The sequence below is a fragment of the Sinomonas sp. RB5 genome, from assembly GCF_054063535.1.
Map to the genome: position 1 here is coordinate 1 of NZ_JBSSGJ010000021.1, position 11,743 is coordinate 11,743.

The 11,743-nt window shown below is 71.8% G+C and carries 10 protein-coding genes; 6 read left to right on the forward strand and 4 right to left on the reverse strand.

Features of this window, described 5'->3' with window-relative positions:
• Positions 1–161 precede the first annotated feature (161 nt).
• On the forward strand, positions 162–1,520 hold the full coding sequence (locus ACVWWH_RS18550; protein ID WP_457317585.1) for an MFS transporter: 1,359 nt from the start codon (positions 162–164) through the stop codon (positions 1,518–1,520).
• A 109-nt stretch (positions 1,521–1,629) separates the two neighbouring features.
• On the opposite strand, the gene ACVWWH_RS18555 is transcribed toward ACVWWH_RS18550, so the two are convergent.
• Positions 1,630–2,193, reverse strand: coding sequence for a DUF2087 domain-containing protein (locus ACVWWH_RS18555; RefSeq protein WP_457317616.1), 564 nt, complete (start codon positions 2,191–2,193; stop codon positions 1,630–1,632).
• Positions 2,194–2,307: 114 nt separating this feature from the next.
• The gene (locus ACVWWH_RS18560; RefSeq protein ID WP_457317586.1) at positions 2,308–3,813 is read right to left on the reverse strand and encodes a PucR family transcriptional regulator; all 1,506 of its coding nucleotides are present in this window, start codon (positions 3,811–3,813) and stop codon (positions 2,308–2,310) included.
• Positions 3,814–3,963: 150 nt separating this feature from the next.
• Here ACVWWH_RS18560 and ACVWWH_RS18565 point away from each other — a divergent pair, with 150 nt between their 5' ends.
• The 5 genes from ACVWWH_RS18565 to ACVWWH_RS18585 all read left to right on the forward strand — a co-directional run bounded on the left by ACVWWH_RS18565 (position 3,964) and on the right by ACVWWH_RS18585 (position 10,180).
• Positions 3,964–5,526 (forward strand): purine-cytosine permease family protein, encoded by a 1,563-nt coding sequence (locus ACVWWH_RS18565; RefSeq protein ID WP_457317587.1) that lies wholly within the window; start codon positions 3,964–3,966, stop codon positions 5,524–5,526.
• Positions 5,527–5,613: 87 nt separating this feature from the next.
• The gene (locus ACVWWH_RS18570; protein WP_457317588.1) at positions 5,614–6,405 is read left to right on the forward strand and encodes a creatininase; all 792 of its coding nucleotides are present in this window, start codon (positions 5,614–5,616) and stop codon (positions 6,403–6,405) included.
• Positions 6,406–6,514: 109 nt separating this feature from the next.
• On the forward strand, positions 6,515–7,888 hold the full coding sequence (locus ACVWWH_RS18575) for an MFS transporter (protein ID WP_066496325.1): 1,374 nt from the start codon (positions 6,515–6,517) through the stop codon (positions 7,886–7,888).
• A 54-nt stretch (positions 7,889–7,942) separates the two neighbouring features.
• Complete coding sequence (locus tag ACVWWH_RS18580) at positions 7,943–9,193, forward strand: aminopeptidase P family protein (protein WP_066496324.1); 1,251 nt, start codon at positions 7,943–7,945, stop codon at positions 9,191–9,193.
• A 183-nt stretch (positions 9,194–9,376) separates the two neighbouring features.
• Complete coding sequence (locus tag ACVWWH_RS18585; RefSeq protein ID WP_066496322.1) at positions 9,377–10,180, forward strand: IclR family transcriptional regulator; 804 nt, start codon at positions 9,377–9,379, stop codon at positions 10,178–10,180.
• 28 nt (positions 10,181–10,208) lie between these two features.
• On the opposite strand, the gene ACVWWH_RS18590 is transcribed toward ACVWWH_RS18585, so the two are convergent.
• Both ACVWWH_RS18590 and ACVWWH_RS18595 read right to left on the reverse strand, forming a co-directional pair.
• A complete protein-coding gene (locus ACVWWH_RS18590) occupies positions 10,209–10,640 on the reverse strand; it encodes a nucleoside deaminase (RefSeq protein WP_457317589.1) in 432 nt (143 codons plus the stop codon).
• Positions 10,637–11,707: a zinc-dependent alcohol dehydrogenase family protein gene (locus ACVWWH_RS18595; RefSeq protein WP_457317590.1), complete on the reverse strand. Its 1,071-nt coding sequence runs from the start codon at positions 11,705–11,707 to the stop codon at positions 10,637–10,639. The genes ACVWWH_RS18590 and ACVWWH_RS18595 overlap by 4 nt, the downstream gene beginning before the upstream one ends.
• Positions 11,708–11,743: the final 36 nt, after the last annotated feature.

An 11,743-nucleotide genomic window follows, 5' to 3' on the forward strand; every position in this document is an offset into this window, starting at 1 on the left:
GGTTGTGGTGCCGGCCCCCCCCTCCCGGGCGGTGTGCCCCACTCACCCCCCCCCCCCCCCCCGCCCCCCGGGGGGCCCCCCCCCGGGCGGGGGGCCCCCCCCCCGGCCCCCCCCCCCCCCCCCCCCCCCCGAACGATCCCCACCCTCCCCGGGAGCCCCCCATGAACCCCGCAGACCCCTCCACCCCTGGCGGCCAGACCGCCCCCGTCACCCAGTCGGTGCTCCGCAAGGTCACCGGCGCCGCAGCGGCCGGCACCGTCGTCGAATGGTTCGACTTCGCCGTGTACGGCTTCCTCGCGACCCAGCTCGCGCATGCCTTCTTCCCCGCAGGCGACAACGTCGTCGGCCTGCTCCAGACCTTCGCCGTCTTCGCGGTCGCGTTCGCGCTCCGCCCCATCGGCGGCGCCGTCTTCGGCGTTCTCGGCGACAGGATCGGCCGCAAGCGCGTGCTGGCCCTGACCGTCCTCCTCATGTCCGGCGCCACCATGGCCATCGGCCTCCTGCCGACGTTCGGCGCGGTGGGCGTCCTCGCGCCTCTCCTGCTGACCCTCGCTCGGAGCGTCCAGGGCCTCTCCGCCGGCGGCGAGTACGCCGGCGCCGTCGCCTACGTGATCGAGCACGCGCCCGCCCGCGAGCGCTCGCGCTACTCCTCCTGGATGCCCGCCGCGACATTCGGCTCGTTCTCTGGCGCCGCCCTGCTGTGCTGGGGGCTCACGGCGGGACTCGGTGCCGCCGCCATGAACGCGTGGGGCTGGCGCATTCCGTTCCTCGTCGCCGCGCCCCTGGGGATCGTGGCGTTCTACATTCGGCGCCGGCTCGACGAGTCGCCGGTCTTCCAGGCGGCCCTCGAAGCGCAGCGCGGCAAGGAGCACGCTCCCCTCCGCCGGACGTTCGCCCTCCAGTGGCGCCCGATGCTCATCCTGGGCGGGTACATCGCCCTCACCGCCCTGAGCTTCTACACGTTCTCCACGTACATGACCACGTTCCTGCGCGAGGTCGCGAAGATGCCCGCCGACCTCGTGCTGTTCAGCAACGTCATCGCGCTCGGGTTCGCCGCGGCCCTCGCCCCGGTCTTGGGCAGGGTGTGCGACCGGATCGGGCGCAAGCCCACCATGGCCGCGTCGTCGCTCCTGCTCGGTGGCCTCGCCATCCCTGCTTACCTCCTCGCCTCCGGCGGGACCTTCGGCGCGGCACTCGGGGGGCAGGCGCTCCTCGCGGTCGGCGCCGTGACCGCGAACGTCGTCACGGCCGTGCTGCTCTCGGAGGTCTTCCCCACCGAGGTGCGCTACACGGCGTCGGCCATCACGTACAACGTGAGCTATGCCGTGTTCGGCGGGACCGCGCCGTTCGTGGCGACGTGGCTCATCGCGACCACCGGCAACCCCATGGCGCCCGCGATCTACCTGACCCTCATCGCCGCCGGGGCGCTCATCGCGGCGTGGTTGCTCCCGGAGACGGCGCACCGACCACTGGACGGACGCACGACGGCGCCGCACGGCTCCGCCTCCCAGCGCGCCTGAGCGCCGCTCGCCCCGCGAGACGCCCTATCGCCCAGAGGACGCGCTGAAGCGTCCTCCCTGGCGGCGGGGCGTCTGTCCGTGCCCGGAAGGCGGTGTGCCGCGATCGGGGTCAGCCTTCGCCGGGCCGCCAGTACGCACTGCCGTCGGCCTCCCTGGCCACGATCCCCTCGTCCACCAGGGCACGGCGCACCCCGGGGATGTCGAGGGCGCGCTCGCCGAGGCGGGCATTGAGCTCGCGTTCGGGGATGCGCTCGTCCTCGCCGAGGACCGCAGCGCAAGCTCCCGCAGGACCTGGATGCGCAGGGCACGCTGGCGCGGGAGGAGGTCTACCTTCCCGGCGGGCCGGGACGGGACAGCGGCACGGGCCTCTCCCAGCAGCGCCGCGAGCGCGGCCTCGTCGACCTTCACGGCACCGCCGGGGAGGTCCTCGAGCACCCCGGCGGCGCGCAGCAGCCGGTCCGCTGCGGCATCTGCGGGGGTGCCCGCCTCCCCTGCCAGGGCCACCTGGGCGAAGCGCGTGCGGGCACGGCCGTTCGCCAGGGCCGCAAGGAGCTGTATCACGTGCTGCATGGTCCCACTGTGCACCCGGAGGCAGGGTCCGCCGGTCCGACGTGCCGCCAAGGCCGGCGCCGCCTCCGGGAGGCCGCGGCCGCCGTCGTACCCGGAACGCCAGATTCGCGACGAGATGCGTACCCGAAACGGCAGAAAGGTGACGAGATGCGTACCCGAAACGGGGAGAACGGGAGGGGGAAGGCGGGCGGGGTCAGAGGCGGGGTCAGAGGCCGGGTCAGGGGCGGGGGTCGTCGCGGAGCTGGGCGTTGCCGCGGACCAGCTTGACCGCGAAGGCGAGCGCACCGAGCTTCCCGCGGCCGCGGGGGTCGCCGCCGATGGCCGCGAAGATGCGCCGGAGCCGCTTGTGCAGCGACTGGCGCTCGAGGAAGAGGACCTCGGCCGCCTCCGAGGCGTTGCACCCGGCGGTGATCCACACGTCCAGGGTGCGCACCAGTTCCCCGCCCGTGCGCTGGTCGAGCCGGATCAGCTCGCCGAGGGACTCCTCGACGATCGAGTCCACGGCACCGCGGGTGAGCGACCTCTCGGCCACGCGCTCCACGAGGAAGTCGGCGGCGTCGTGGATCGCGTCGGTCCACTTGGACGAGCGCCCCAGCCGCCACGTGGCGCGCGCCTCGGCGAGGGAGAAGGCCGCCTGGCGGACGGACGGCGCGGTGGGCCCGAGGGCGCCCGTGAGCCCGGCCCGGCCCACGGCCTCGCGCAGGACGCCGAGCACCCGCTCGCGCTCGGCCTCGCCTCCGCCCCCACCGAGGGGCATGAGGATGTCCACCCACGCCCCGTCCACGAGCAGGAGCGCGGAGGGCAGGGCGGCGCGGGCCCGCTGCTCGATGTCCGAGGGGCCGTCGGCCGGCCGCCGCACCACCGCCATCGCCACCGGCTGGTCGGCACGGATGCCGGCCGCCTGGCTGAGCTCGATGAGCCGGTCGCCGCCGCCGCCAGCACCGATGAGGCGCAGCAGCTCGTCCTCGGCGAGCCTGGCCAGGCTCGGCCGGTGCTGCTGCGCGAGGGCGAGCGCCACGATGCTGCGCACGCGCGCGAGCACGGTCTCGAGCAGCTCGGTGTCCGCCTCGGGGCCGCCCGCGAGCTCGAGGCGCGCCACGCCGATCCCGCCCACCGAGAGTTCGGCGTCCGGGCCGCGCGCGCCCTCGGGCGCCTCGGGGCCGCCGGAGGCGAGCACGGCCCCGCGGCTGTCGACCACGCGCGCGTGCAGCCCCAGAGTCTCGGCGATGAGCTCGACGAGCGGCCCGAGCTGCGCGCCCGAGCTCGCGATCCGCTCGGTGAGCGCCTGCGAGAGCCGGTCCGCGAGCTGGAGGGAGGTGACCTGGTCGGAGACGATCCGCCGGTTCACGGCCTCGGCCACCTCGACGAAGGGGACCACCTGGCGCAGCTCGATGAGCGGCAGGCCGGCCTCATCGGCGGCGGCCACCAGCTCGGCGGGCAGGTGCCGCCCCGTCCCCGCGGTCTCGACCGCGAGTGCGGCGACCCGGCGCGAGGCGAGGCTCCACACGTACTCGGCCTGCGCCGCCGGCTTGAGCGCGAGCAGCGCCGCGCCGCCGGTGAGCAGCAGCTCCCCGCCGGAGAGCAGCGGCGCGATCTCGAGCACCTCGCTCGAGTGCACCCAGCGGACACGAGCCTGGGCCACCCGTGCCCCGCCGCCCACCACCACCGGCGCCCCCACGGCCAGGACGCCTCCGGCGAGGATGGAACTCAGGGGCAGGGACATGGCAACAGACCTCCAGAGGTGACAGAGTGTCACGGTGAATGCGCCCCGTAGGCGACAGTATGAGTCTAGGTGGTGACGGGCCACACACCTACGCTTGAAGGCAGCCGGCTACTCGCTCCCCCAGCGAATACCACGAGAAAGTAGTCTCACATGAGCCTTCGCACTCAGAGCAAGACTGAGGACGCCACCCACGTCGTCGAAGACGTGCTGCAGCCCGTCCCCGAGTCAGCTCGCACCACCAAGGTCTCCGGCCAGTTCTGGATCTGGGCTGGGGCCAACGTTGCCCCCATCAACTGGATCCTCGGCGCCCTCGGCATCAACATGGGCCTCGGTCTGGCGGACACGATGACTGTCCTCGTCATCGGCAACATCATCGGGATGGTCGGCTTCGGCTTCTTCGTCCTGCTCGGGCAGAAGACCGGCGCGACCGGCATGCTCCTGGCCCGCGGGGCGTTCGGACGCCGCGGCGCCTACCTCCCCGCGGCGATCCAGGCCCTCGTCGCCGTGGGCTGGTCCGCCGTGAACACCTGGGTCATCCTCGACCTGGTCATGGCCCTCTTCGGCATGATCGGCTGGGTCGACCCGACACAGCAGAACCTGGCCTGGAAGATCGGCATCGCGGCCGTCATCATGGGCATCCAGGTCACCATCTGCTACCGCGGGTACGGCGCGATCGCGAAGTTCGAGCGCATCACCATGCCGCCCACCCTCCTGGTCCTCGTCGCGATGTCCATCATCGCCTGGACGCAGCTGCCCATCGACTGGCACTACGCCGGTCCGGCCGGCGCGATCCTCACCGGCGGCGAGCGCATCGCCGCGATGTCCGGGATCATGACCGCCATCGGCATCGGCTGGGGCATCGGCTGGTTCACCTACGCGCCCGACTACTCCCGGTTCGTCTCCAAGAGCATCCCCAAGAAGAAGCTCTACCTCACCTCGGTCCTGGGCCAGTTCCTGCCGGTCGTGTGGCTGGGCCTGCTCGGCGCGAGCCTGGCGACCATGAACGGCACCGCGGACCCGGGCGAGCTGATCGTCAAGAGCTTCGGCGCCATGGCGATCCCGGTGATCCTGCTCGTGATCCACGGCCCCATCGCCACCAACATCATCAACCTCTACACGTTCGGCGTGGCCGCCCAGGCCCTCGACATCCGCATCGGCCGCCGCGCCCTGTCCATCGTGGTGGGCTGCCTGTCCATGGTCGCGGTGATCTTCTTCCTCTTCGCCGAGGACTTCGCGACCCTCCTGGACAGCTGGCTCGGCGCCATCGTCGCCTGGGTCGCGACCTGGGGCGGCATCATGGCGGTCCACTACTTCGTCTTCGAGCGCAGGCACAGGAACTTCGGCTACCTCTTCCTGGACCCGAAGGACACCCGCCTCAAGGCGGTCAACCCCATCGCGATCGTCGCCTTCGTGGTCGGCCTGTTCATGACCTGGATGTTCATGTACGGCGGAGACCCGGCGTTCCAGGGCCCCGTCGCCACCGCGATGGGCGGCGTGGACCTCTCCTGGCTCGCCGGGACCCTCACCTCGGGCCTGCTCTACCTCGCCCTCGGCTACCCGCGGTTCAAGAGCCGCATCCACCACGGCGTGCCGCTCGGCATCCGGGCGGACGTGAGCGACGAGGAGTACCTCGCCTCCCACGGCGACGCCTCGGCGCACGACGGCGAGCACCCGGCGTCGCCCGCCGGCTCGCCCGCCGCCGTGGCCCCGTAGCCCCCGGCGCGCTGCCATCACCGCCGGCGGCGGGCCCCGCCCGCCGCCGGCCCACCGACACCCACCACCCCCTTCCCAGGAGGAGCCATGCCCAGCAGCGTCTTCATGGAGGAGATCGATGCCTTCACCTACCGCGAGGCCATTGCGGCGGGCGCACCGATCGTCATCCCCGTGGGCTCGATCGAGCAGCACGGCCCGCACCTGCCGCTGAACACGGACGTCGTCCTGTCCCGGGCCATGAGCGAGCGGCTGGCCGAGGCCGTCGGCGGCCTGGTCGCGGCGCCGATCGTGTACGGCTACAAGTCGCAGCAGCGCTCGGGCGGCGGAAACCACCTCGGCGGCACGACGAGCCTGGATGCGACGACGCTCATCTCGATCGCCCGCACGCTCACCCTCGAGTTCGCCCGGCACGGCGCGCGCCGGCTCGTCTTCCTCAACGGCCACTTCGAGAACTACCAGTTCCTCTACGAGGGCGTCGAGCAGGCCACGTCCGAGCTGGCCCTGCGCGGCCAGGACGTCTCGGCGCTCCTGCTCTCCTACTGGGACTTCGTGGACGAGGGCACGATCGAGGAGATCTACCGGGGCGCCTTCCCCGGCTGGGACGTGGAGCACGGCGGCGTCCTCGAGACCTCGCTCATGCTCCACCTCCACCCCGAGCGGGTGCAGCTGGAGAGGGTCATGGACCTCCCGGCCGCGCAGCTGCCCAAGTACGACGTCCTGCCCGTGCGCGCCGAGCTGACGCCGGCGTCGGGGTGCCTGTCCTCGGCCGCGGCGGCGTCGAGGGAGGCCGGCGCCCTGCTCCTCGAACGGACGTCCGCCGCCCTCGCGGCGGAGGTAGACGCCGAGCTGCGCTCCACCGCCCCGCTCGCCGTCATCTAGTTGCAACGAACGCAACTTTGGTGCGCGTTATTGACCGTGACACAGACCACACGTACTCTGGTGCAACCGAGTTGCGGTAGACGCAACCCCAAGCTTCTGGTGGTTTTCCATGAGCACTGAACACTCCCCCCGCCTGGCAGCCCCGACCAGCGCAGGGCTCGAGGCCGACGTGTCGCTGAACGGACAGCCCTCCTCGGCAGCACCCGGCGGCATCGGCAAAGACGCCCGCCGCCGGGTCCTGTGGGGCAGCTTCATCGGCAACTTCGTCGAGTGGTTCGACTACGCGGTCTACGGCTACCTCGCCTCCACGATCGCGGCGGCATTCTTCCCCGACTCCGACAGGCAGACGGCCCTGCTGGCGACCTTCGCCGTCTTCGCCATCTCCTTCTTCGTCCGCCCGCTCGGCGGCTTCGTGTGGGGCCACATCGGCGACCGGCTCGGCCGCCGCACGGCCCTCTCCCTGTCCATCCTGATCATGAGCGGTGCGACGTTCTGCATCGCCCTCATCCCGCCGTACGCCATGATCGGCGTCGGCGCCCCGATCACCCTCCTCGTGATCCGCGTCATCCAGGGCTTCTCCGCCGCCGGCGAGTACGCGGGCGCCTCGGCCTTCCTGGTCGAGTACGCCCCGGCCCACCGGCGCGGCCTCTACGCCGCGGTCGTCCCCGCCTCCACGGCCGCCGGCCTGCTGCTCGGCTCGCTCCTTGCGGCCCTGCTCTCGATCGTCCTCAGCGACGCCCAGATGGCCGCGTGGGGCTGGCGCCTGCCCTTCCTGCTCGCGGCGCCGATGGGCCTGATCGGCCGGTACATCCGCACCAAGCTCGAGGACACCCCGGTGTTCCGCGAACTCGCGGCGGAGGACGAGGTCATCCACGCGCCCGTCAAGGACATGTTCGTCAAGCACTGGCGCTCGCTCCTGCTCGCGGTCGGCGCCGTGCTGCTCAACGCCGTCGGCTTCTACGTGATCCTCTCCTACATGCCCACCTACCTCTCGACCGAGCTGGGCTTCGGCGCCACGGAGTCCTTCTTCGCGACCACGATCGCGCTGCTGACCTACATCGGCTTCATCTTCCTCACGGGGCTGGCGTCGGACCGATTCGGCCGCAAGCGCGTGCTCCTGACGGCCTCGGTCCTGTTCATCCTGCTCACCGTCCCGGCGTTCATGCTCCTGGACACCGGCAACTTCGCGGTGATCCTGCTCGTCGAGGTCTTCCTCGGCGCGATGCTCACCCTCAACGACGGAACGCTCCCGAGCTTCCTCGCGGAGCTGTTCCCGACCCGGATCCGGTACTCCGGCTTCGCCGTGAGCTTCAACCTCGCCAACGCCGTCTTCGGCGGCACGGCGCCCTTCATGGCGACCCTGCTGATCGGCGTCCTGCACACCAAGCTGGCGCCCGCCTGGTACCTCGTGGCGGCGGCCATCGTCTCGCTCATCGCCGTGCTGTGCGCCAAGGAGACCTCCCGCAGGCCCCTCGCCCGCTGACTTCCCTGACCCACCTGAAACCGACGCAACACAACCCCTGAAAAGGAGACTCCCATGTCCATCGACACCGCCGTCACGAACGTCGCCGAGCTCGAGCGCCTCAAGGTCCTCCACAACGGCACCAAGGGCACGCTGACGTTCTCCGACGCCGAGTTCGAACGCCGCCTGGCCGGCCTCCGTCAGATCATGGCCGCCAAGGAGCTGGACGCGGTCATCCTGACGAGCTACCACGGCATCAAGTACTACTCGGACTTCCTGTACACGACGTTCGGCCGCAACTACGCCCTGGTCGTCACCGCCGACGACTCGGTCACGGTCACGGCGAACATCGACGCCGGCATGCCGTGGCGCACCTCCTACGGCGAGAACATCGTCTACACCGACTGGCGCCGGGACAACTTCTACTTCGGCCTGCAGGAAGCCCTGCGCCAGCGCGGCGTCAAGGCCGCCCGCCTCGGTGTCGAGGACGACGCGCTCCCGACCCTGACCCGCGAGAAGATCGCCGCCGCCTTCCCCGGCGCCGAGCTCCTCGACGTCTCCCAGGACGCCATGCGCCAGCGCATGATCAAGTCCGCCGAGGAGATCGAGGTCATTAAGCACGGCGCCCGCATCGGCGACCTCGGCGGCGAGGCCATCCGCAGCGCGATCCGCGAGGGCATCAGTGAGTACGAGGTGGCCCTCATCGGCACCGAGGCGATGGTCCACGAGATCGCCAGGACGTTCCCCGAGCGCGAGGTCCGCGACACCTGGGTGTGGTTCCAGTCCGGCATCAACACCGACGGCGCCCACAACTGGGCCACCACCCGGAAGCTGCAGAAGGGGGACATCCTCTCCCTCAACTGCTTCCCGATGACCTCCGGCTACTACACGGCCCTCGAGCGGACCCTCTTCCTGGGCCAGCCGGACGAGCGCTCGCTCGAGCTGTGGAACATCAACGTCGAGGTCCACCGCCGCGGCCTCGAGCTCATCAAGCCCGGCGCCGTCTGCAAGGACATCGCCGCCGAGCTGAACGAGATCTACATCTCCCACGGCCTCCTCGCCAACCGCACGTTCGGCTACGGCCACTCGTTCGGCGTCCTCTCGCACTACTACGGCCGCGAGGCCGGCCTCGAGCTCCGCGAGGACATCGAGACGGTGCTCGAGCCGGGCATGGTCGTGTCGATGGAGCCGATGATCACGGTCGCCGACGGCCTCCCCGGTGCCGGCGGATACCGCGAGCACGACATCCTCGTGATCGGCGAGGACACGGTCGAGAACATCACCAAGTTCCCGTTCGGCCCGGAGAAGAACATCATCGAGGCCTGACCAGCGCCCGATGCGCCACGTCCGGGGCCGGGCTCGTCACGGGGGCCGGCCCGGGGTGGGCACGACGGCGCCGCACCTCGCCTCGCGCGGGGTGCGGCGCCGTCGTCGTACGCCGTGCGCCACACCACGAGGAGACCACCATGACGGAGCCCACAGCGGCCGCCGGACGCATAGGGTTGAGCCATGACTGAGAACGGCGAGACCGGCGAGGGCCGCGCGGCCTCCCCCATCTCCAATGCCGTGGCGGTGCTGCGCTGCTTCACGGTCGACGAGCCGCTCCTCGGCGTCACCGAGATCGCGGCGCAGGTGGGCCTGCACAAAAGCTCCGTCTCGCGCATCCTGAGCACGCTCGAGTCCGAAGGCCTCGTGGAACGCGACGAGCCGACGCGCCGGTTCCGGCTCGGGCTCGGCATCATCGCCGTGGCCGGCCCGCTCCTGGCGGACCTGGACGTGCGCCGGGTCGCCTATCCCGTGCTCCGCGAGCTCGGGGAGCGCACCGGCGAGACCTCGGCGCTGCTGCTCTGGAACGGCCACGAGGCGGTCTCGGTCGAGCAGATCCCGAGCCGGCACCAGGTCAAGCACACCACGACCCTCGGGACCCGCTACGCCACCGGGCAGTCCGCCTCCGTCCAGGTCTTCCTCGCCACCGAGCCGCCCGAGAAGGTCCGCGAGATGCTCCGCTCCGGCGTGGTGCAGCTCCCCGACACCGGCGAGGCGGCGCTCGATGCGTACGCCGCACGGCTCGAGGAGGCCGAGGCCAAGGGCTATGCGGTCAACTACGGGGAGACCTCCCCCGACGAGGTGGGCGTCGCCTCGCCCGTCTACGACCACCGCGGGGACGTGGTGGCGGCCGTGCTCATCTCCGCGCCGCACTTCCGGGTGTCCCCCGAGCGGCTCGCAGAGATCTGCGAGGCCTGCGCCCGCGCCGCGGCCGACATCACCCGGCGGCTGGGCGGGAGCGCGGGAGGCCGCGCCGCCGCAGGCTAGGCACGGGCGGAGCGGCCCCCTGCCTCCCCTACTCGGCGATGTCCTCCGCCCAGAGTTCGGGGTGCTCGCGCTGGAAGTCCGCCATCATCTCGGCGCACCGCTCATCGTCGAGCACCTCGACCTCGACCCCGCGCGAGCGCAGCAGTTCGAGCTCGCCAGCGAACGTCCGCGCCTCCCCGACCACGACCCTGGGGATCTTGAACTGGATGACCGTCCCGGTGCACATCGCGCAGGGGGCCAGCGTCGTGTAGAGCACGGTGTCCCGGTAGGTGCGCTGCCGACCCGCAGCCCGCAGCGCGGCCATCTCGCCGTGGGCGATCGGATCGCCGCTCTGGACGCGCTCGTTGTGGCCGACGGCGATCACCTCGCCCCCGCGGACCAGGGCGGCACCGATGGGGATGCCACCCTGGGCGAGGCCCGCACGGGCCGCCGCGAGGGCCGCCTCGAAGCCTTCGCTCACCGCTGTGCGCCGGCGGGGACGAGCATGACCTTGGTCGCGCGGCGCTCGTCCATCGCACGGTACGCCTCGGCGGCGTCCTCGAGCGGCATGACCGAGTCGAAGACGAGGCCGGGATTGATCGCGCCTGAGAGGACGTCCGCCAGCAGCTCGGGAAGGTACTCGCGGGTGGACGCCGCGCCGCCGCCCACCGAGACGTTCTTGGAGAACATGGTGCCGATCGGCAGCTCCGCTCCCCCGGCCGGGACGCCCACGAACCCGAGGCTGCCTCCGGGCCGCGTGCAGGCGAAGGCCTGCTCCATGGACTCCTTCGTGCCGACGCACTCGAGCACCGAATCGGCCAGGACGCCTCCCAGGATCGAGCGGACCTCCTCCGCCGCCTCCTGGCCGCGTTCGGCCACCACGTCGGTCGCGCCGAACTGGCGCGCGATGGCAGCGCGGTCCTCATGCCGGGACATGGCGATGATCCGCTCGGCGCCGAGGCGCTTGGCCGCGAGGACCGCGCACAGGCCCACGGCGCCGTCGCCCACGACCACGACGCTGCGGCCGGGCCCCACCTGCGCGGCGACCGCGGCGTGGTGGCCCGTGCCCATGACGTCGGAGAGCGTGAGCAGGCTCTTGGTGAGGGCCTCGTCCGGGTCGGTGACCCCCGCCACGGGGACGAGCGTGCCGTTGGCGAGCGGCACGCGGACCCGCTCGCCCTGGCCGCCGTCCACGGGCAGGCCCTGCTCGTCGCTGCCGCCCCACGCCGCGCGGTGCTCGCACGCGACCTGCACGCCGTGGCGGCACGGCGGGCACTCGCCGCACGAGATCGCCCAGGGGGCCACGACGAAGTCGCCGACCTTGACCGCGGTCACGTCGTCGCCGACGGCTTCGACCACCCCGACGAACTCGTGCCCGATCGGGTGCGGTTCCTCCGTGGCGCGCACCCCACGGTAGGGCCACAGGTCCGAGCCGCACACGCAGGCCGCCGTCACACGGACCACGGCGTCGCCGGCGAGGCGGATCTCGGGCTCCGGCCGGTCCTCGACGCGGATGTCTCGGGTTCCGTGGATCATGGTCGCGCGCATGGGAGCTCCTGACGTTGCGTGGATGGCATTCAGGTA